Here is a 19,148-nt window from a genome sequence, read left to right on the forward strand (position 1 = left end):
CGGTGTACAAGATGTTCCTTTTTATCTTTATATAAGTCATTAGGCTAGCAAGGGAGAGTATAAAGAAAGGGGAAAAAAGTCTATCGCATTATTACAGAGTAAAGGCATTAACACCAATTTTTTAGTTTTTCTTTAACAAAACAGTGAAAATAATCACTATATGTAAGGAAACCCATTATTCTACAAAAGTTCCCACATAAGAGGAAAAAGATGCTACAATAAAAAGGCATTTTGAATAATGAGGAGATCTCGAAATGGCACAACACAACGAACTGTATGAGGACTACTTTAATGATTATCGTTTGAAAGTAACAACATACCTTTATCGGGTCATCGTTGTTTTTTTAGGATTAAGCTGCGCTTGGAATGCGTTCTTCTATCTTTTCCAAGTAGACTTCTCGGGGGCCAGTTTACCATCCTTTTTAATTTGTTTAGCTCTTTTAATTATGATGGGCAGTTTAAAAAGATATATTGATTTTAAAGCGAGCATCTATCAGCATATGATTCTCATTTATTCTGTTGGACTCCTTATTGTGGTATATTTGCAGTCAGGCTACTCTGAAGCCTGGAGCTTTTTCTTACTTCTGCCGATTCTTGCTGGCCTATATGGAGAAAAGAAGACCCTTTTTTATTATTCATTGATTGGATTAGGACTTCTAACATTCTTCAGTATAAAGCTGCCTAAAAAGAACTATACGGCAGACAGCATTGATATTTCAAATCGGATTTTATTATATATTATTTTATCAACGTTAAGCTTTCTCGTACTGCAAACGCTTCATCTTATCTATAGAAGACAAGTAGACCTTGTGAAAGAATCAACAGAGACAACAATTGAAGAAATTATGAATACGTTTGTTGTGGCAGTAGAGGCAAAGGACGTTTATACGTATGGTCATAGTGAGCGCGTCAGTCAGTATGCTGTTGCTCTTGCAAGCTCCTTGCCAGATTATCATGAACAAGACTTGAAAAGACTCAGATTAAGCGGACTCCTTCACGACGTTGGGAAAATTAACGTTCCAGAACATATTTTAATGAAAAAAGATAGACTGCTTGAAAAAGAATATGAAACAATTAAAACCCATTCAACTGTCGGAGCTCAAATAATTGAGCGAATGAGCCGCCTACAGCTTTTAAAAGCAGGCGTTCTTTATCATCATGAACGATGGGATGGAACAGGATATCCTTCAGGTTTGAAAGGAAGAGACATTCCGCTAGATGCTCGGGTTCTGGCTATTGCGGATGCTTTTGATGCGATGACAACGAACCGCTCTTACCGTAAAGGAATCAAATTTGAAGAGGCTTTTTATCGTTTAGAGTTAGCAAAAGGAACACAGTTTGATCCTTGGCTTATCGAATCCCTGAAAGACGTAAAGACTCGATTTAGAGAAATCTATGATGGGTTAGAGTCTGGCCGGAAATATAGAGAGAAAAGAATAGAAGGTTTATAGGAAGCGGGAATGCGCTTCTTTTTTTATTGATTTAAGGAAGAGATTGCTAGAATAGGTTTGCCTTGGAGTGTAAAGAGGTAAAGGAAAGAGTATACCAGTATGATAACCGCTTTTTTAAAAGTCCTCCTGGTGCTAACGAATAATGATATAACTTGCTGTTGCGGTAAAATAAAAAATGAGGTGAGCGTTTCATGAAAAGTACAGGGATTGTGAGAAAAGTAGATGAACTAGGCAGAGTTGTGTTGCCGAAAGAACTGAGAAGAACCTTTTCTATTCATGAAAAAGATCCGATTGAGATTTTTATTGATGAAGAAAAGATCATTTTGCAAAAATACAAATCTAACTTGGAATGTATGATTACAGGAGAAGTGTCTTCAGATAACAAAGTGTATCCAGGGAATATTGTGCTAAGTGATAAAGGTGCAGAAATATTAAAGAAAGAGTTAGAGGATAAGCTCCAGGAAAGTTAAAATAGTTTGTGTTGTATCGATAAAGAGGAACTGTGGAAGATTCCATAGTTCCTCTTTTTGTGTGAAATAGGATTATGAATGGTATTTTTTCATCATAAAAAATTCTACGAGTGGTAGCGTAACCATACCAAGTGCAAGAACTCCTGCTAATAACGTATTTATTTCCCCTGTTAGGATATCCTCGACTAAGACGGCAAGGAATAGGAAGAGAAGCAGGAGAAAGTAACTTATTTTAGAGCTTTTTTCAGCTATTTGTCTTTTCTCTTCCTCATTCCTCTCTATTTTTGTTGTGATGGTGGGAAGATACAGCATAAGTAACATAGAGAAGAAAAGGAATTCGTTAAATCCAATCTTTTCCCCTGTTATAATTTTAAAAATCGTATAAGAAGTCCCAAGCAGAAAAGCTGTGATGAAAATGATGAAGTTTGTTTTGTTCATTTTCCCCTCCTACATAATATTCCATATATAGTATAAAGAAGAAAAACAAGGTGTGTCAAAGTAGTTTTAAAGAATGAAAGCAAAAGAAGCACACTCTCAAAGTGAGTGTGCTTCTTTAATTGAATGGTAGATAACAAGTTTTACGAATAGATTAGAGATGCGGAATAACAAATCCTCCATAAGCAAACGCAGCAATAATCATAAATGCAGGGTGAATTTTAAACTTTCCAAGTGCTAAAAGAGAAATCAGTGCGATGATTAGCGATTGCCAAATACCAATTGAACCAACTGCATCTTTGATCATATCCCATGTTAGTAAAAGCATCATAATGGCAATTACAGGCTGAACAAGAAGGGTCATGCCTTTAACAACTTGAGACTGACGATGGCGCTGCATAAGTTTGAGAAGAAGAATAAGAGCAATTGCAGACGGAAAAACGGTCGCAAATAAGGCAATGAGAAATCCCCACCATCCAAAAACATCGTAGCCAACATATGCCGCAATTTTTGTTGCAATAGGTCCAGGGAGGGAGTTGCCAAGGGCAAGCATATTTGAAAATTCGGCATTTGTGAGCCACTGATAGCGATCAACAACTTCTTCATACATAAGCGGAATGGAAGCAGGACCTCCGCCATATCCAAGTACATTAGCAATAAAAAAACCTAAAAACAAGCTAAGTAAAAGCATCATACGGATAGCCCCTTACTTTTTGAATTTTTGTTTTCCCATTTATTTTTTAGTTTAAAATGCATGGTTCCATAAGCGAGAAAGATGACGATGACAAATGCGGGATGAAGCGCAATTGTTTGGAGAAGAAGGAAGGTGACTATAAAAAGGATACAGCCAAGTATTTTTCCTAATCCTTTGACTGCTTTTGCGGCAAATTCGTATGCCATAAGGCCGAGCATTACAGCAATAACAGGCATAACAGCGGAAACCATGCCCGCTACAGCGGCTGAGTAGCTTAACACATTCACAACAGTAAGTAAGATGACCATTGAAAGACACGTAGGGAGAATATGAGCGAGCACCCCAACAATTGCTCCGAGGGTTCCTTTTTCCCTGTAACCTAAATAAGCGGCCATCTTTGTTGCAATAGGTCCTGGTAACGCATTTGCAATGGCTAAAATTTCTCCAAATTCATCATCTTCAATCCATTTGTAGCGTGAAACCGCTTCATGGCGGATAAGCGGAATAACAGATGGACCTCCCCCAAAGCCCAATATTCCTGTGCGTACCATTGCAACGATTAATTCTTTATAAGCATTCACTTTCATTCCCCCTTGTTTGCCATTGTTATAGCTTCATTCCCATTCTGCTTTTATAGCGTTTAATAAGTGTTTGGCAGTCAACGCTCACAACGCCTTGCATTGGATAAAGCTTTTCTGTTAAAAAGCGCTCCATTTCTCCGTTGTCTGCAAAAATGCCGTGCATATGAAGTTTGCTTGGTCCTGTCATATGATACAAACTTGTGACAGCGTGCTCCTCTGAAAGTTGTTCAGCAACTGTTTCTAAATATTGTGGTTCAACTTCCACATTGAAAAAAGCGGAAACATGGATACCAATCTTAGCTGGGTTAATGATTGCAGTAAACTTTTCAATAACGCCTTTTTCCATCAAGTTATTAATGCGCGCCTGTACAGCAACGCGCGATAACCCAACTTCTTTGCCGAGATCTGTATAAGAGACTCGGCTATTTTCATGAAGAATAGAGAGGATGGTTTTATCAACATCATCCAAAATTAAATTAGGTACATGATAATCATAATGCAAGGAATTTCCGACCTCACTTTCGTTATGTAATCGTATAGAGATAAAAACATTCTATTTATAAACATATTACCATTTTATTTTTCTGAATCAACAGAAAAATTAAAATATAATTACTAAACGTAAAAAAACAATGGAAGAGAGTCTAACAAGAATAAACCATTTGAGAAAAGAGCTGGATATAATTAATTCATAATTTTCAGAAAATAGAGGTGAGCGAAATGAAGAAAAATAATCCAGCTCTTGTTATCTTTTTATTCTTCTTAGGATGGGTGTTCATGTATGCAGATCGAAATATTCTTTCCCCTGTTATGGGTGATATCGGAGAGGAGTGGAATTTAAGTCAAACGGAGCTCGGCCTTATGTCTACCGTCTTTTTTGCTTCATATGCGTTTATGCAAATTCCAACAGGGTTTTTAGCAGATAAGTTTGGACGAGTGAGAGTCCTTGTTACAGGTTATATCATTTTTGGGGTTGCTACATATCTAAGTGGAGCAGTCACAACATTTGCTTTATTTCTTCTTATGCGTGCTCTTACAGGATTAGGAGAAGGAACATACTATGGGTCACAGTATGGCATCTCTTCTAACATTACCCCAAAAAAATACCGAGGTCTTGTGTCAGCCCTTATTAACAGCGGGATGGCATTAGGGATTTCACTTGGTCTTATTGCAGCAAGCTATTTTACTTACACGTTAGATAAAGGCTGGCAGTTTTCATTTTACTTGTTTGCCATACCAACTGTCATTATAGCTATTTTAATTGGTGTCTTTGTTCGTGATGGCAATAAAGAAGAGAAAGTTTCAACTGCCGTTCCAACTGAAAACGTAAGCCTCAAGCAACTTTTCACCAAAAACCATATATGCGTCTATATTATTATCTTTTGCTCTCTTTACGGTTTTTTTGGAATGTTAACATGGCTGCCATATTATTTGCAGACAGCTCGTGGTGTTGATGGATCACAAACAGGTATTATTGCTTCACTTGTTCCATGGGCATCAATTCCAGGTGCCATTTTCTTTGGTTACATTTCAGATCGTGTAAAAAGCAAAAAGCCTCTTATTATCTCTCTAGCTGTCGCAGGAGCTTTCCTGCAGATTGTTATTCCTTATACAGAAAGTTATTCACTTCTCCTTACCGGGTTAGTCCTATATGGCTTGCTTGGAAAACTGGCTCTTGACCCTGTACTAATCTCATACATCGCAGACATTACCCCAGCTTCTATGTATTCAAAGGTCTATGGATTCTTTAATTTTAGCGGCATGCTTTCTTCCATTTTTGCGCCTTATATTACAGGCTATTTTGCAGATCGAACAGGAAGTCTTGAGCTTGGTTTTTACTTATCTGGAGCACTATTACTCGTTGGTGCTGTCGCTTTTCTGTTCACAGACAAAGGTCCAAAAGAAAGTCCAGTTTCACAACTAGCTGTGAAAAAGAACTATAAATCAGGGGAGGAAAACTTAATATGAATGAAGCAATTGTTGGAACAAAATCAATGGTCGTTAGTCCACATTATTTAGCCTCTGGAGCAGGAGATAAGATTCTCCAGCGAGGCGGAAATGCCTTTGATGCGGCTGTTGCGGTGAGTGCTTGTTTAGCAGTTGTGTATCCTCATATGACTGGGCTTGGTGGAGATTCATTTTGGCTCATGCAGCAGAAAGAAGAGGAAAAAGTGCGCGCTTATAATGGAAGCGGCCGATCAGGTCGTGAAGTGACAAGAGATAAATATCGGGGAGAAAAAGCGATTCCAACAAGAGGGATTAAAAGTGCAATTACCGTCCCAGGTATGGTTGACAGCTGGGATGCCGTTTTGAAAAAATACGGGACGATGACACTAGCAGAAGTTCTTGAACCAGCTATAAGCTATGCTTTATTTGGCTTCCCTTTTTCAAAAGATCAGCATGAAAACACAATGAACAATTTAAAGTTATTCAGCGAACAGCCTGACACTGCTACTGTTTTCCTTCCAAATGGGCGTGTGCCACATGTAAATGAAAAGTTTGTTCAAACGAATCTTGCTCATACGTTAAAAGAGCTTGCTGAAAAAGGGCGGGACTTCTTTTATAAAGGAGAGCTTGGAAAACGAATCGTGAGGAGTCTTCAAGAAAAGGGAAGTTTATTAGAGGTTGAAGATTTCGCTGAGCACCAAGGCGCATGGGTTGAACCTCTTTCAACAACGTATCGCGGCTATACGATATACCAAGTACCACCAAATTCACAAGGGTTTGTTGGATTAATGACGTTAAACGTGCTAGAAAACTATGATTTACGGTCTATCTCACACGGCTCCTATGAATATTACCACCTGTTAGTCGAAGCATTAAAACGAACGTTCCAAGATCGGAACGAATTTCTGACAGATCCTCACTTCTCAGCCATTCCTCTTCAGAATTTGTTAAGTAAATCGTATGGAAAAGAAATAGCGAATGAGATTACTTTTGAAAAAACAAATGATGTGACAACACAGCCAATTGGAAATGATACAGCTTATGCCGCAGTTGTTGATGAACACGGAAATGCGGTGTCCTTTATTCAAAGCCTCTATTTTGAATTTGGCTCAGGTGTAATCGCAGGAGATACCGGTATCCTTATGCAAAATCGAGGATCATTTTTTTCTCTTGATGAGAATCATGTGAATACACTAGAACCAAAGAAAAGAACGTTCCACACACTAATGCCTGCAATGGCTTGTAAAGACGGAAAACCTTCTATTTTATACGGCACACAGGGTGGAGAAGGGCAGCCGCAAACCCAAACAGCCCTTATTACAAGAATGATTGATTACGGAATGAACCCCCAAGAAGCGATTAGCTCTCCACGCTTTTTATGGGGAAGAACGTGGGGAGAGGAAACACAAGAGTTAAAAATCGAAGGACGAATTAGTGAGGAAGTGGAAAAGTCGCTAGCTCGTGCTGGTCATCTTGTAAAAAGAGTGAGTGATTTAGATGGAGTAATGGGGCATGCACATGCCATTGTTATAGATGATCAAGGGTTTTTACACGGTGGAGTAGATCCACGGAGTGATGGAGGAGCGTTTGGGAGATAAAAGGACAAAAAAGAGGTTGGATCATGATCCAACCTCTTTTATTATTGTTTCTCTAGTTCCTTATAATAAGCTATTTTTTTCTGAATTTCTTGAAGGTTTCCCTCTAGTTCTTTTATTTCCTCTTGCACATTACTGTGATGCTCTTCTAGTAATTTACGACGAGATGAAGCCGTTGAATTTCCTTGACTTCTAAGGTCTGAAAATTGTTTCATCTGAATCATTGGCATTCCGGTCTTACGTAAGCGAAGTAAAAAGGCAATCCAAGAAAGGTCCCCTTCACAATACTGACGATAGCCGTTTTCATCCCGTTTGATATGTGAAAGCAAACCAATTTTCTCATAGTAGCGTAACGTATGAACAGAAACCCCTGTTATGTTAGCAACTTCTTTAATCGTTAATACATTTTCCATAATATTCATTATAACATAGAAAAAGCCTTGCTTTAGAGCGCGCTCTAACCGATAGGATAAAAATATCTTATTAAAGGAGGAAGTCGTTTAATGAATGAACGTTATGAACGTGGATGGGAAAGATTAATGAAAGTAGATGGAGAAGGAGGAAAAGGAGTGATAGAGTCTTTAAAGGAAATTGCTCCTGATCTTGGTCAATATGTTATTGAATTTGCATTTGGAGATATTTATTCACGGGGAGAGCTTGATTTAAAACAGAGACAGCTTGTTACTCTTTCTTCACTTACAACTCAAGGAGGATGTGAACGACAGCTTCGTGTTCATATTAATGCATCTTTAAATGTAGGATTAAATCCCCGTGAGATCGTTGAAGCAATTATGCACTGTGTACCATATACAGGCTTTCCAAGAGTATTGAACGCCATTTTTGTTGCAAAAGAAACCTTTGTAGAAAGAGAAATAAAAGTAAAGTTATAAACAAAAAAGACCGCTTAGCAGAGAATGACTACTAAGCGGTCTATATTGAAAGGGATTAACTTTTAGCTTTCCCACTTTTACTTTCTTTCATACTTAACACAACTCCGAAAATAACGATAATGCCTCCAATAATTTGAGCTGTTCGAATCACTTCATGGAGCACAATGACAGAAAAGATAACTCCAAAGATCGGAACAAGATTCATAAGCGTTACAGCAGAACTTGAAGATAATTTTCGTAAACTATAATTATATAGAAGAAAAGCGACAACAGAACAAAATATTCCAAGATAAAGAAGCACTAAAAATGACTCCATCGTCGGCATTTTCCAACTTGATTTTTCAATAAAAGCAACAGGAATAAAGGTAATCGCTCCTGCTAATGTTTGATAAAAGGAAATCGTAATCATCGAATATTTTTTAACAACTTTACGTGTTGTAAAATTATAAAAAGCAAATACGAAACCAGCTAAAACTAAAATCACGTTTCCAAGTAGTGCATGCCCGCTTTCTGCTACATGCGGATTATAAGAAATTTGGTAAACCCCAATAAGCGCAATTAGAATGCCTATTCCTTTAGCCCATGAGATTTTAACTTTATAAAATATAAATTCAATAAGAGCGGTGATAGCTGGATAAGCGGCAATAATAATAGCAGCATTCGAGGCTGTTGTAAGTTCAACACCGATATTTTCCATTGAAAAGTAAAGCGTTGTTCCTAATACACCGCTTAGTGACATTACGCCAATGTCTTTAAGTGATGGAATTGTTTTGTCTTTTTTTATGAGCATGATGATTCCTAAAATGATGGCTGCTACCATAAAACGTGCTGCACCAAGCGTAAGTGGAGAAAATGATGCATAAGCTATTTTTGTACCTACAAACGATGTACTCCAAAAAAGAACAGCAATAAGTGTAGCCATTATGTATAACGTAAGGCCTTTTTTCACTTTTTTTGCTTTCACTTTTGGTTCATACTGATTCAAAACCGTATCCATTCTACCCCTCCATTGAATCTTAAAGTAGTTGCTACAAATGTAGCGACTATATATAACTTATAATTATCTCCATTATCTGTCAAGGGAAATAATGATATAATAGCTCTAATAGTGCTCGGGTAATGAAGGAGGAAAACATGAAAGTAGACATTATTAAAATTTTGCAAGATCTGAATTTTACAGAGTATGAAGCAAAGGCATATATAACATTGTTAGAAAAATCACCATTGTCAGGTTACGCGATTTCTCTTAACTCAGGTGTGCCCCGCTCTAAAATTTATGAAGTACTTGGTGGCCTTGTTGACAGAGGAGAAGTCATGATAAGTCATGAAAACCCGGCTCTTTACACTCCGCTTCCTCCACATGAGCTCATTAATTTGAAAAAACGAAAAGCCGAAACATCGTTTGAAGTAGCGGAAGAGGCGCTTGAACATTATTCTTATGTTTCATTAAATCGAGAAAACATTTGGAACATTACAGGGCATGAAGCCATTATTAATCGTGCCAAAGAAGCGATTAAAGAAGCAAAAGGACGGATTCTCCTAGAAATTTGGATGGAAGATGCAGAAGAAATACGCAAAGAACTCGAAAAAGCAGCCGGGCGTGGTGTGCAAATCTTAATTGTTTCTTACGGCACACTTGGTTTTGATTTCGCGGAAGTATATGAACATGATGCAAGTGATGAAATTACCGAAGAATATGGGGGACGCTGGATTGTTTTAAGCGTTGATGATCAAGAAGTTGTGGCAGGCATTCTCTCACTTGGTGACGACAGTCGTGCTGCATGGACAATGCATCCAGGTCTTGTGATGCCGATTACAGAAGTGATTGTACATGACTTGTATATATATGAAATGATGAAAGAACATCGCGATACATTGGAAAAAAGCTTTGGCCCGAATTTGATTGAGCTTAGAAATCGCTTTAAGTTTGGCTCGTCTGGGTATAGCGTTGCAGCGAGATTAGGGTTGATTGAATAGAGAAGGAGCTTCCGTTATTTAACGGAAGCTATTTCATTTATATATAAGTAATGAAGGCAAACGAGAGACAGGAGCAGAAGTTAATCCCTGGGATGAAGTAATGAATAGGAGGGAAGTGATTCTGTTGTCTATTATTCCTCTCCCATCACTTCACCAAGTACAATCACAAGCAGGATTAACAAAATGCGAATGAGTTTGTCTTTGCATACTATTTTTAATAAAAGTGCTAAAATAATTCCAATAAGTGGTTTATCTTCAATGAAAATGATAACCGTGATGTCCAAAAGAGAAATAACAAGATCAATAATATCAAAGTCTCCGTTCATTTTACACCTCGCTTTTATAGGGTATGTGTTGGAGAGAAGGATGTGAAAAACAATGCAAAGGGGATAGGAGGACAGAGCGTGAGGGAAACTTTATGATTGCAGTAAGTGGACGCTTATAGAGGAAAAGGAAATTTTATGCAAGAAATGGATATAGCATATGTCCAATAAGCGATAGACAATTTTGAATCATAATGGATATTTACTTATTTGAATAGGTTTAATTAAACAAGGGAGGAATACATACGATGAAATACCTTACTTTAAATGGAGAATCTTATTATATCGAAGTCACACATTTCGAAGACAAAAGTGAACAAGATGAAGAAGGTTACTATGAATATTATTATGAGGGAAAAGATGTTAGCTTTGATTCAAAAACAATGTCCATTAACTGCCGGATATATGATGATGAAAAAGAGATTGGTTACCTCTCTAAAAGACCAAATTATGCTTTGGGAGAAGACGTTAAAATTTTAAAAGCATACTTACATAAGGAATATAATGTGAAACGATTTAAATCAAGTAATGAGGAGTTGGCATCTATCTAAGGGCATCCTTGCTTTCCTCCCCTATACATTTAGGTGTTCAGTCATCATACCTAACGAAAAAGAATATTTTGTACATATAGGAAATAAATATAAAATTAATAGTTCTTTTTTATCGAAAATAGATATTTCTCTGTATAATATATCTTAGAGACACGTTCATCGTCTTAACCAATAAAATGATAGAAATGGGGAGATAACGATGACAACATCAAAACAAGTAATCACAAAACTTTTACATGGAACAGCAAATGATCAAAATACATATCATTTTATGCAAGAGAAGTCGACAATCCTTGTATCTGGTGAACAAACAAATGGCGCATACTGTGTAGTGAAAGTACAAGAACCTCCCAAAATGGGACCGCCGCCACATATCCATGCGAATGAAGATGAACAATTCCATATTATTAAAGGAAGCTTCACTTTCTTTGTTGGAGATGACGTCATTGAAGCAAGAGCAGGAGACTATGTGCACGCTCCAAGAGGGATTAGACATCATTTTGTTGCAGGGGACGAAGTGTCTGAAATGTTTGTAACCGCATCACCTGCTGGCTTTGATTGTTTTATTAAAGAACTAGGAAAGCCTGTTAGTGAAGATGCAGGATTACCAAAAGCTGAGCCACCAACTCCAGAGCAAATGAAACAGTTAGTGGAGGTGGCGGAGAAATTTGGAATGAATTTTACAGACCTAAAGTAAGAATATAAAAGGGAAAAGACTTAGAATTTATTTCTAAGTTTTTTTATTTTTAATAGAGAACAATGAAATTCTTCACTTAATATAATTAAAAATGATCTTTGTAAGTAATTTGAAAATATAATATGGTAAAATATGAAACAGATGGAATAAAAAAACGTCATTTCTTAGGAAGACTTTTTAGAGGAGTAATCATTAATGAAAAAAATGTTAAAACCCATTTCAATTTTACTTTTTATCATTCATTTTTTTATTTTATACTTGTGGCTTTTTGAATGGGAAAAGCTCTATACGGCTCCTTGGTTATGGGGATGGGGAATTTCAACTCTAGTAGGAGGAGTGATTTATTTTACTTACTACAAGAAGTCGACAGATCATATGGTATACAAAAAGCTGCTTCTTTCTTCAACTTTTACAATGGTTGCGATTGCGGTGTTAAGCTTTTTAGTTGATAGTACAGTAGACTCGATGCCATAGATAAAAAAGATACATAGGAGCAATACAGTGAAGAAATATATTTTACTTTTTATGTTTTGTCTACTAGTTGGACAAATGCTAGGCTACAAAGATATTCGTCATAAAGAATTGGAACGTTCTCTACATACGGCATTGCAGGGGGATGTTCATAATGTCAACATCGCGTCTTTAACAGATTTTCAGTGGGATAAAGCGTATGTTTTTCCACCATATACACCAGTTGAGGTGATGAGGGACGAGCTTGGGGTTCAAAGTTATAAGGATTGGAGCGGTTTAGGTTTTCGAGATGATATTAATTTGCTTGTATTTTTACATGGAGATCAAATTGTTCATTATGCTGAAATAGATAGAGCATTTGGTGAATTTGGTCAAAATAATTCACTTTCCTTTACGCCCTCACACGCCACCCTGACTGTTCAAAGGTTTTAGAACATCTTAAGAAACATCTAGCATAATTAAAAAAGGCTAGATGTTTTATTTTGCAAAATATAGTGGTATCTTTTACAAAAAAATTCTTATATTAAAAGGTAGGGAAAATCATTTACGAATTTTTTCACAAAGTTGTTGACAGTCCAATCTAAAACCAATATTATTATATAGACCAATTGTTATAATTGGAGAAGGAAGGGTAGGATTGGATGAAGAAAGGGAACACGAGAGACGTCATCTTACATACGGCGTCTGAACTGTTTCAGCGTCAAGGCTATCATGGCACTGGACTAAACCAAATTATCGAGAAAAGCGGAGCACCAAAAGGATCACTTTATTATCACTTTCCAAATGGGAAAGAAGAAATTGCTATCGAAGCGATTAAATTAATGGGGCACCATATATTAGAGAGCGCCCGAGAAGACTTAAGCGAGAAGGACACAGCCATAGAAGCTTTTCAACATCATGTAGCAAAAATTGCGGATGTTTTTGACGGAAAAGCTTGTGTAGATGGACTGCAAATTGGTTTGATTGCTTCTGAAATGGCATCATCTCACGAGTCCATTCGTCTTGTCTGCCAGTCTGCTTATGAGAACTGGCAAACACTTTATACAGAATGTTTACAGCGATTTGATTTTGAAACAGAGCGAGCAAAAGAGCTTGCTGTTGTCATCAATTCGCTGCTTGAAGGTGCGTCGATTTTGGCACAAACAAATGAGAGCGGTTGGCCGCTTCGAGCTGTCGCAAAACAGCTGCCAGCTTTGCTTGTTCATTAACATATAAAAGAATGACGTAAGAGAGAGGGGAAGACAAATTAATATGAGTAATCAACAAAATGCAGCAGCAGATTCTAATATCAAAGCGCTGCCGATTATTACATCGTTTCTTATTGCTGGATTTATCGGCTTGTTTAGTGAAACAGCCTTGAATATGGCCCTAAGAGATTTAATTACAGGGTTTGGAATTCATGAAACAACAGCACAGTGGCTTACAACAGGCTACTTATTAACATTAGGGGTACTTGTCCCAATTTCAGGCTTAATCTTGCAGTGGTTTACAACAAGACAACTTTTTATGACATCTCTAGTGTTTTCTATCATTGGCACATTTATTGCAGCGATTGCTCCAACGTTCAGCGTATTAATGATTGCCCGCGTTGTGCAAGCCGTTGGAACAGCTTTGCTTTTACCACTTATGTTTAACACGATTCTAGTGATTATTCCACCACATAAACGTGGAAGATCAATGGGGATTATCGGGCTTGTTATTATGTTCGCACCAGCTGTTGGGCCAACTGTTTCAGGCTTAATTTTAAAAACTTTAACATGGCACTGGATTTTCTGGATTTCACTGCCACTACTCATTGTAGCATTAGTGTTTGGTGCCTTCTTTATGCAAAACGTTACAAAACCAACAAAGCCAAAAATCGATATTTTCTCAATCGTCCTTTCAACAATTGGGTTTGGTGGAATCGTATATGGTTTCAGCAGCGCTGGTGAAGGTGGCGGCTGGGGAAGCTCAAACGTTATTTTTGCCATTGCAATTGGAGTCGTTGCGTTAGTTGCATTCTCTATTCGTCAAGTGAAGATGGATAAACCAATGTTAAACTTGAACGCTTTTAAATATCCAATGTTCGTTCTCGGGCTTCTCTTAATTTTAGTTTGTATGATGGTTATGCTTTCAGCCATGATGATTTTACCATTGTACTTACAAACATCATTAGCATTAACAACATTTGCAGCTGGTCTTATGCTTCTTCCAGGAGGGATTATTAACGGAATTCTCTCACCTGTTATGGGTGGATTGTTCGACCGTTTTGGTCCTAAATGGCTCGTTATTCCTGGTCTTGTCATTGTAGCAGGAACAATGTATGGTTTCTCAACAGTAACACTTGAAACATCAACAGGATTTATTGTTGGCTTACACATCGCGCTTATGGTTGGTATTTCAATGATTATGATGCCTGCTCAAACAAATGGACTTAACCAGCTTCCACCTGAGTTATATCCAGATGGAACCGCAATTATGAACACATTACAACAAGTAGCAGGAGCGATTGGTACAGCGATAGGAATTTCAATCCTTTCTTCAGGAAGAAGAAGTTTTCTTGAAACAGTATCTGTATCTGATCAAAAGGATCCGATCAACCAACTTCTAGCCTTTACAAACGGTGTTCAACATGCTTTTATCTTTGCGATTATCGTTGCTGTTATTGGTTTAGTTATCTCGTTCTTTATTAAGAGAGTAAACGTTGAACAGCGCGCACATTAATAAAAAGCCGATGCTTATGCATCGGTTTTTTTGATTTTCATTGTTATTAGTTAGGTTCTGTTAAAGGTAAGTGCTAATATTTGATCCCTCTCGAAAATATTGCTATAATCAAAACGAACAAACGTTTGCGTTAGTTATAAAGATAAGCAAAGTGTTTAAGAGCTTATTGAAGAATGTGTTTTCTAAAATGAAAAATATCAATAAAAAATGGATTATGGAGGTATTACATATGTATGTAACGATTGCAGACTTTATTAGAGAATGGAACAAAGAAGCCTTATTAACTCAAAATGTTTTAGATGGTTTGACAGATGATGCATTAAAACAACAGGTTTATCCAGAAGGTCGTACATTAGGAAGAATTGCGTGGCATTTAACAACAACTATTCCAGAATACTTAGCTCATTTCGGGTTGAAGATAGATGGAGTAGAAAATGCGGAAAATGTCCCAACTTCAGCTAAGGAAATGGCTGAAACATTTAGAAATGTAAGTTCTTATGCCTCCAAAGTCATTGAAGAACAATGGACAGATGAATCCCTAGAACAAATACAAGAAGCGTTCGGAAGACAGGAATCAAACGCTATGATTTTAATGGGATTAATTAAGCATATTGTTCATCATCGCGGACAAGTTACGGTTTTGATGCGTCAAGCAGGGCTAAAGCCTTTTGGGGTTTATGGACCACCAAAAGAAGATTGGATTCATTTAGGTGTGGAAAATCCACCGCTTTAATATTATGATGAACGGTTCTTTAGTAGGAGAATGGAGGAAACCCTTAGAGAGGGGGTTTCCTTTCATTTTGACTTATTATCAACATTAAAATGTAACAGAGCCATTACTTAAGGAAGATGTCTATCTAGAAATTCGCGCATATTTACGACTTTTCCACTTTGGATAGATTCATCAGCAGCGCTTGCGACTGCAATAGACCAAAATCCTTCAGCAGGAGTGGCCGCTTTTGTTTTTTTTCCAGCAATCGCATCAACAAATGCTTTGTGTTCATAGTACGTTCCGCCGTTATGACCGCTATTTTGAATGGCTTCAGGATAGCATGGAGTAGTAATCTTAGCAGGAGCGCTTTCTCCACAAAGCACTTCTAAATGTGTAGATGGTTTATGATAGGGAAGAAAATCTTCATTTTCATATCCATATAGTCTTCCCCGGTCTCCGCACAGCGTTAAATCTTCACGGAAAAGGGGAGAGAACATGCACAAATTAAAAGAAGCATGTATTCCATTTTCATAAATAATGATGACGTTTGCATGATCTAATATATCAGCTTTCTTTCCTTCATATTGAAAATCTTTAAAATTGATAGCGTTTCCACCTATTGCGTAAACTGAAAAGGGTTTAGCATTTGCAAACAGATTTAATAAATCAAAGTAATGGCAACATTTTTCAATAAGAGTGCCGCCTGAAAGTTCTGAAAATTTATTCCACTGCTCTACTTTATCTAAGAAAGGAAGGCGATGTTCTGTCATCATCATCGTTTTTATATTTCCAATTGAGTTGCGCTCTTTTACTTCATAAAGGGCTTCTTGGTAAAGTGCTTTGTAGCGATATTGCAAACCAATTTGAAAAACGTTCTGATAAGACTCAGCCCATTGTCGAATGATCCATGCATCTTTCAACATAGTTGCCATTGGTTTTTCGAGTAAAATATGTTTTCTAGATTTCATCGCTTCTTTCACAATTTCTTTATGTGTATAATTGGGGGTGCAGATAATGAGTCCATCAACATCAGGATCTTCGCACGCTGCTTTCAAATCATCATAAACATGTACAACATGACCCGGAAAGCTTTCCTCAATCATATGAAGCGCTTCTTTGACACTTTTTTGATTAGGATCATATATGCCGTGAACTGTAGCACGTCCTTCTAACATTGTTGCTTTAATATGCTCATGCCCAATCATTCCGGCACCAATAATGTTAAATTTATAAAGAGGTGTTTCTTTTTTATAAATGTGTTTGTCTTTTTCACGCAAATAGTCGCTGTTTAGAAAACCCGAAAAAAAGGTGCTATGACGTTCAAATTCCCCCATGTTCATGCCTCCTGTTTTTTTAGAAACTCTCATTAAAGTATAAAAAGCATTGTTAGAAAATACAACAGAGATTATTTATGTTCCTACTAATATATGTTCTAAAAGATAAGTTAATATAAAAAAAGACTCACATTTTTGCCATGTGAGTCTTCCTTCATTTAATCGAGAAACTCTTGCAGAGCTTTCTTATTTTCTTCTTTATCAATACTTAACACAGATCCAACATCTTCACGGGCATTTTCAAATGTACCGTCAAGAGGGAGGCGAAGTGTTTTAACTTCCTTTGTACTTCCTGTAGCAAAGTCTTTTCCAAGGAGTAGAAGTGTTTTTTGATCGATGTTTGTATCAACATACGGATCTGTAAGGCCGAGCAATTTTGGAAGTTTGAAGACACTGCCAATGCTTGCGGCTTCTTTTTTCAGTTTTGTTAGCACTTCTTGCTGACGTTGAACGCGTCCAAAGTCGCTTAAACTATCGTGGCGGAAGCGAACATAGCCCAGAAGTTTGTCACCATGTAATGTTTGTTTTCCTTCATGAAGGGTCATACCAATACCAGAAGACATTTCTTCCTCAACTGTTACGGTAATACCGTCTGGAGCAATTGCGTCCACGACTTTTGGAAAGCCTTGAAAGTCTACGACAGCGTAGTAGTTAATATCAACGCCAAAGTTTTCTTCAATTGTTTTACGTAAAAGCTCAGGTCCTCCAAAAGCAAAGGCAGAATTTAATTTTTGTTTCCCATGTCCCGGAACATCAACATACATGTCTCTCATAAGAGAAACAATTTTAGGTTGTTTTGTGTTTTGATCATAGTGTGCAATAAGGATGGAATCTGTACGAGCGTGATCTTCACCTCGTGAATCACTTCCAAGCAAAAGGACATTCATTTTTCCATCGTTAGGAAGTGAGCCATTAAAGTCATCATAAAGCTCTCCGTCTTTTGCGAAACTTCCATCTTGAGCTTCAGAGAGTCCGATTTTATATTGAATAAAGCTGTAAATTCCCCCAGCGACGACTATAAGAAGGATAAGCGCTAGAATGATGCGGCCCCATCTCGGTCGACGTCTTCTTTTTCTATTTCTTGTTCTTTCTGTTCTTTCCAATGTGCTTTTCACCACTTTCTCTATCATGATGTACGTAGCATTTGTACTCTCAAGCAAACATTGTATCAAACTTTTCTTCGTTTGGCATCTCAGAAGAGAAAGAGCGTAATCAGATTTCTTGCGCGCATTCTTTCTGCTAGTGTATAGTAGGATATACTTTATAGGAAAGGAGAGGGGAAAATGAATCGTTACTTATTTCAATACGAAGTGCTTTCGCTAAAGAAAGAAGGAGAGTTTAGCGTTGTGGCGCAAAGTGAAGAAGAAGCAGCATCTCAAATTCTAGAGCGCGTGGCAGATATTGAGTTTACAGATGAAGAAGATGTGAAGATTGGCAAACTTATCAAAGTTATTGAAGCAAAAGATCATTATTACGAGTGTGAAGGTTGTACATGATCAGTACATAGCGTAAAAAATCCCTCTTTAAATAAGTAAGAGGGATTTTTTACGCTTTCTAATGAATCGAACGATATACGCCAATAACTTTTCCTAAAATTGAAACGTTGTTCAAAATAATAGGAGCCATTGTGGCGTTTTCAGGTTGTAAACGAATATAGTTTTCTTCTTTAAAGAAACGTTTTACTGTTGCTTCATTTTCTTCTGTCATGGCAACAACAATATCGCCGTTGCTTGCTGTTTGTTGTTGTCTCACAATTACCATATCGCCATTTAGAATTCCAGCTTCAATCATACTATCTCCAACAATTTCAAGCATAAATACGTGCTCATCAGGAGCCGCATATTTATCAGGTAACGGAAAATATTCTTCAATGTTCTCTATAGCTGTAATAGGCTGTCCTGCTGTTACTTTACCAATAACCGGAACATTAATAACATTATTTTTTTGAACATCGTTTGTTTGATCTAAGTCCAGAATCTCGATTGCACGCGGTTTTGTTGGGTCACGTCGAATTAATCCTTTGCTTTCAAGGCGAGCTAAGTGCCCGTGAACCGTTGAGCTTGATGCAAGTCCGACTGCTTCACCAATTTCGCGTACTGACGGGGGATATCCTTTAAGTTTTACACATTCTTTTATATGACTCAAAATCTGTTGCTGTCTCTTCGATAACTTTGTCATTGGGATTCACCTCAAATCTAGCTCAATCTTACTAGGATTATAACATGGTTTTTTCATAGATACAAACATAAGTTCGAAAAAAATCCGTTGACAATAAAAGAATGAAAGAGATAAAATAAGAACGTGTATTCCGAACATA

24 protein-coding genes are annotated in these 19,148 nt (G+C 37.3%); 14 read left to right on the forward strand and 10 right to left on the reverse strand.

What is annotated here, in order from left to right; all coding sequences use genetic code 11:
• Nucleotides 1–254: 254 nt before the first annotated feature.
• Nucleotides 255–1,451 (forward strand): HD-GYP domain-containing protein, encoded by a 1,197-nt coding sequence (locus BM012_RS12465; protein ID WP_061805274.1) that lies wholly within the window; start codon nucleotides 255–257, stop codon nucleotides 1,449–1,451.
• Nucleotides 1,452–1,642: 191 nt separating this feature from the next.
• Nucleotides 1,643–1,921, forward strand: coding sequence for an AbrB/MazE/SpoVT family DNA-binding domain-containing protein (locus BM012_RS12470; RefSeq protein WP_061805275.1), 279 nt, complete (start codon nucleotides 1,643–1,645; stop codon nucleotides 1,919–1,921).
• Nucleotides 1,922–1,993: 72 nt separating this feature from the next.
• On the opposite strand, the gene BM012_RS12475 is transcribed toward BM012_RS12470, so the two are convergent.
• From BM012_RS12475 to BM012_RS12490, 4 genes are all read right to left on the reverse strand, one after another.
• Nucleotides 1,994–2,359, reverse strand: coding sequence for a hypothetical protein (locus BM012_RS12475; RefSeq protein WP_061805276.1), 366 nt, complete (start codon nucleotides 2,357–2,359; stop codon nucleotides 1,994–1,996).
• Nucleotides 2,360–2,510: 151 nt separating this feature from the next.
• Nucleotides 2,511–3,047 (reverse strand): chromate efflux transporter ChrA, encoded by a 537-nt coding sequence (locus tag BM012_RS12480; RefSeq protein ID WP_061805499.1) that lies wholly within the window; start codon nucleotides 3,045–3,047, stop codon nucleotides 2,511–2,513.
• The gene (locus tag BM012_RS12485) at nucleotides 3,047–3,637 is read right to left on the reverse strand and encodes a chromate efflux transporter ChrB (RefSeq protein ID WP_061805277.1); all 591 of its coding nucleotides are present in this window, start codon (nucleotides 3,635–3,637) and stop codon (nucleotides 3,047–3,049) included. Before BM012_RS12485 ends, BM012_RS12480 begins: the two co-directional genes overlap by 1 nt.
• Nucleotides 3,638–3,656: 19 nt before the next feature.
• Nucleotides 3,657–4,133 (reverse strand): chromate efflux transcriptional regulator ChrS, encoded by a 477-nt coding sequence (locus tag BM012_RS12490; RefSeq protein ID WP_061805278.1) that lies wholly within the window; start codon nucleotides 4,131–4,133, stop codon nucleotides 3,657–3,659.
• Nucleotides 4,134–4,351: 218 nt separating this feature from the next.
• On the opposite strand from BM012_RS12490, the gene BM012_RS12495 reads away from it, so the two are divergent.
• Both BM012_RS12495 and ggt read left to right on the forward strand, forming a co-directional pair.
• Entirely contained in the window at nucleotides 4,352–5,599 is a 1,248-nt protein-coding gene (locus BM012_RS12495) for an MFS transporter (protein ID WP_061805279.1), read from the forward strand.
• On the forward strand, nucleotides 5,596–7,176 hold the full coding sequence (gene ggt / locus BM012_RS12500) for a gamma-glutamyltransferase (protein ID WP_061805280.1): 1,581 nt from the start codon (nucleotides 5,596–5,598) through the stop codon (nucleotides 7,174–7,176). Before BM012_RS12495 ends, ggt begins: the two co-directional genes overlap by 4 nt.
• A gap of 41 nt (nucleotides 7,177–7,217) precedes the next feature.
• On the opposite strand, the gene BM012_RS12505 is transcribed toward ggt, so the two are convergent.
• Complete coding sequence (locus BM012_RS12505) at nucleotides 7,218–7,586, reverse strand: MerR family transcriptional regulator (protein ID WP_061805500.1); 369 nt, start codon at nucleotides 7,584–7,586, stop codon at nucleotides 7,218–7,220.
• Nucleotides 7,587–7,676: 90 nt separating this feature from the next.
• Here BM012_RS12505 and BM012_RS12510 point away from each other — a divergent pair, with 90 nt between their 5' ends.
• The gene (locus tag BM012_RS12510) at nucleotides 7,677–8,063 is read left to right on the forward strand and encodes a carboxymuconolactone decarboxylase family protein (protein ID WP_061805281.1); all 387 of its coding nucleotides are present in this window, start codon (nucleotides 7,677–7,679) and stop codon (nucleotides 8,061–8,063) included.
• Nucleotides 8,064–8,118: 55 nt separating this feature from the next.
• On the opposite strand, the gene BM012_RS12515 is transcribed toward BM012_RS12510, so the two are convergent.
• The gene (locus BM012_RS12515) at nucleotides 8,119–9,060 is read right to left on the reverse strand and encodes a DMT family transporter (RefSeq protein WP_061805282.1); all 942 of its coding nucleotides are present in this window, start codon (nucleotides 9,058–9,060) and stop codon (nucleotides 8,119–8,121) included.
• Nucleotides 9,061–9,197: 137 nt separating this feature from the next.
• Between BM012_RS12515 and BM012_RS12520 the strand changes: the two genes are divergently transcribed.
• Nucleotides 9,198–10,040 (forward strand): TrmB family transcriptional regulator, encoded by an 843-nt coding sequence (locus BM012_RS12520; protein WP_061805283.1) that lies wholly within the window; start codon nucleotides 9,198–9,200, stop codon nucleotides 10,038–10,040.
• A 131-nt stretch (nucleotides 10,041–10,171) separates the two neighbouring features.
• On the opposite strand, the gene BM012_RS12525 is transcribed toward BM012_RS12520, so the two are convergent.
• On the reverse strand, nucleotides 10,172–10,366 hold the full coding sequence (locus BM012_RS12525) for a hypothetical protein (RefSeq protein WP_061805284.1): 195 nt from the start codon (nucleotides 10,364–10,366) through the stop codon (nucleotides 10,172–10,174).
• 245 nt (nucleotides 10,367–10,611) lie between these two features.
• Here BM012_RS12525 and BM012_RS12530 point away from each other — a divergent pair, with 245 nt between their 5' ends.
• The 7 genes from BM012_RS12530 (at nucleotide 10,612) to BM012_RS12560 (ending at nucleotide 15,518) form a co-directional block, all read left to right on the forward strand.
• Nucleotides 10,612–10,914, forward strand: a complete 303-nt coding sequence (locus BM012_RS12530) for a hypothetical protein (protein ID WP_061805285.1) — start codon at nucleotides 10,612–10,614, stop codon at nucleotides 10,912–10,914.
• Nucleotides 10,915–11,113: 199 nt separating this feature from the next.
• A complete protein-coding gene (locus tag BM012_RS12535) occupies nucleotides 11,114–11,611 on the forward strand; it encodes a cupin domain-containing protein (protein WP_061805286.1) in 498 nt (165 codons plus the stop codon).
• Between the two features lie 195 nt (nucleotides 11,612–11,806).
• The gene (locus BM012_RS12540; RefSeq protein WP_061805287.1) at nucleotides 11,807–12,085 is read left to right on the forward strand and encodes a hypothetical protein; all 279 of its coding nucleotides are present in this window, start codon (nucleotides 11,807–11,809) and stop codon (nucleotides 12,083–12,085) included.
• Between the two features lie 27 nt (nucleotides 12,086–12,112).
• Nucleotides 12,113–12,514, forward strand: a complete 402-nt coding sequence (locus BM012_RS12545; RefSeq protein WP_061805288.1) for a hypothetical protein — start codon at nucleotides 12,113–12,115, stop codon at nucleotides 12,512–12,514.
• Between the two features lie 209 nt (nucleotides 12,515–12,723).
• Nucleotides 12,724–13,290, forward strand: coding sequence for a TetR/AcrR family transcriptional regulator (locus tag BM012_RS12550; RefSeq protein ID WP_061805289.1), 567 nt, complete (start codon nucleotides 12,724–12,726; stop codon nucleotides 13,288–13,290).
• 43 nt (nucleotides 13,291–13,333) lie between these two features.
• Nucleotides 13,334–14,785 carry a DHA2 family efflux MFS transporter permease subunit gene (locus tag BM012_RS12555; protein WP_061805290.1) on the forward strand — a complete coding sequence of 484 codons (1,452 nt, stop codon included), beginning with the start codon at nucleotides 13,334–13,336 and terminating at the stop codon, nucleotides 14,783–14,785.
• A 229-nt stretch (nucleotides 14,786–15,014) separates the two neighbouring features.
• A complete protein-coding gene (locus tag BM012_RS12560; protein WP_061805291.1) occupies nucleotides 15,015–15,518 on the forward strand; it encodes a DinB family protein in 504 nt (167 codons plus the stop codon).
• A 107-nt stretch (nucleotides 15,519–15,625) separates the two neighbouring features.
• Here the strand turns inward: BM012_RS12560 and BM012_RS12565 are convergent, their stop codons facing one another.
• Both BM012_RS12565 and BM012_RS12570 read right to left on the reverse strand, forming a co-directional pair.
• Complete coding sequence (locus tag BM012_RS12565) at nucleotides 15,626–16,831, reverse strand: Gfo/Idh/MocA family protein (protein ID WP_061805292.1); 1,206 nt, start codon at nucleotides 16,829–16,831, stop codon at nucleotides 15,626–15,628.
• Nucleotides 16,832–16,989: 158 nt separating this feature from the next.
• Complete coding sequence (locus tag BM012_RS12570; RefSeq protein WP_061805501.1) at nucleotides 16,990–17,961, reverse strand: LCP family protein; 972 nt, start codon at nucleotides 17,959–17,961, stop codon at nucleotides 16,990–16,992.
• 153 nt (nucleotides 17,962–18,114) lie between these two features.
• Between BM012_RS12570 and BM012_RS12575 the strand changes: the two genes are divergently transcribed.
• On the forward strand, nucleotides 18,115–18,327 hold the full coding sequence (locus tag BM012_RS12575) for a hypothetical protein (RefSeq protein WP_061805293.1): 213 nt from the start codon (nucleotides 18,115–18,117) through the stop codon (nucleotides 18,325–18,327).
• Between the two features lie 58 nt (nucleotides 18,328–18,385).
• On the opposite strand, the gene lexA is transcribed toward BM012_RS12575, so the two are convergent.
• A complete protein-coding gene (gene lexA, locus BM012_RS12580; RefSeq protein ID WP_019392028.1) occupies nucleotides 18,386–19,009 on the reverse strand; it encodes a transcriptional repressor LexA in 624 nt (207 codons plus the stop codon).
• Between the last annotated feature and the right edge of the window lie 139 nt (nucleotides 19,010–19,148).

The sequence above is a fragment of the Priestia endophytica DSM 13796 genome, from assembly GCF_900115845.1.
Taxonomy (GTDB): Bacteria; Bacillota; Bacilli; order Bacillales; family Bacillaceae_H; genus Bacillus_I; species Bacillus_I endophytica.

Bases quoted from the DNA above. Each gene is read 5' to 3' on its own strand.
- BM012_RS12515 (WP_061805282.1), bottom strand. From the start codon at position 9,060: ATGGATACGGTTTTGAATCAGTATGAACCAAAAGTGAAAGCAAAAAAA.
- BM012_RS12465 (WP_061805274.1), top strand. From the start codon at position 255: ATGGCACAACACAACGAACTGTATGAGGACTACTTTAATGATTATCGT.
- BM012_RS12540 (WP_061805287.1), top strand. From the start codon at position 11,807: ATGAAAAAAATGTTAAAACCCATTTCAATTTTACTTTTTATCATTCAT.
- BM012_RS12555 (WP_061805290.1), top strand. From the start codon at position 13,334: ATGAGTAATCAACAAAATGCAGCAGCAGATTCTAATATCAAAGCGCTG.
- BM012_RS12505 (WP_061805500.1), bottom strand. From the start codon at position 7,586: ATGGAAAATGTATTAACGATTAAAGAAGTTGCTAACATAACAGGGGTT.
- BM012_RS12570 (WP_061805501.1), bottom strand. From the start codon at position 17,961: ATGATAGAGAAAGTGGTGAAAAGCACATTGGAAAGAACAGAAAGAACA.
- BM012_RS12565 (WP_061805292.1), bottom strand. From the start codon at position 16,831: ATGGGGGAATTTGAACGTCATAGCACCTTTTTTTCGGGTTTTCTAAAC.
- ggt (WP_061805280.1), top strand. From the start codon at position 5,596: ATGAATGAAGCAATTGTTGGAACAAAATCAATGGTCGTTAGTCCACAT.
- BM012_RS12495 (WP_061805279.1), top strand. From the start codon at position 4,352: ATGAAGAAAAATAATCCAGCTCTTGTTATCTTTTTATTCTTCTTAGGA.
- BM012_RS12530 (WP_061805285.1), top strand. From the start codon at position 10,612: ATGAAATACCTTACTTTAAATGGAGAATCTTATTATATCGAAGTCACA.
- BM012_RS12575 (WP_061805293.1), top strand. From the start codon at position 18,115: ATGAATCGTTACTTATTTCAATACGAAGTGCTTTCGCTAAAGAAAGAA.
- BM012_RS12535 (WP_061805286.1), top strand. From the start codon at position 11,114: ATGACAACATCAAAACAAGTAATCACAAAACTTTTACATGGAACAGCA.
- BM012_RS12550 (WP_061805289.1), top strand. From the start codon at position 12,724: ATGAAGAAAGGGAACACGAGAGACGTCATCTTACATACGGCGTCTGAA.
- lexA (WP_019392028.1), bottom strand. From the start codon at position 19,009: ATGACAAAGTTATCGAAGAGACAGCAACAGATTTTGAGTCATATAAAA.
- BM012_RS12560 (WP_061805291.1), top strand. From the start codon at position 15,015: ATGTATGTAACGATTGCAGACTTTATTAGAGAATGGAACAAAGAAGCC.
- BM012_RS12520 (WP_061805283.1), top strand. From the start codon at position 9,198: ATGAAAGTAGACATTATTAAAATTTTGCAAGATCTGAATTTTACAGAG.
- BM012_RS12470 (WP_061805275.1), top strand. From the start codon at position 1,643: ATGAAAAGTACAGGGATTGTGAGAAAAGTAGATGAACTAGGCAGAGTT.
- BM012_RS12475 (WP_061805276.1), bottom strand. From the start codon at position 2,359: ATGAACAAAACAAACTTCATCATTTTCATCACAGCTTTTCTGCTTGGG.
- BM012_RS12485 (WP_061805277.1), bottom strand. From the start codon at position 3,637: ATGAAAGTGAATGCTTATAAAGAATTAATCGTTGCAATGGTACGCACA.
- BM012_RS12525 (WP_061805284.1), bottom strand. From the start codon at position 10,366: ATGAACGGAGACTTTGATATTATTGATCTTGTTATTTCTCTTTTGGAC.
- BM012_RS12480 (WP_061805499.1), bottom strand. From the start codon at position 3,047: ATGCTTTTACTTAGCTTGTTTTTAGGTTTTTTTATTGCTAATGTACTT.
- BM012_RS12510 (WP_061805281.1), top strand. From the start codon at position 7,677: ATGAATGAACGTTATGAACGTGGATGGGAAAGATTAATGAAAGTAGAT.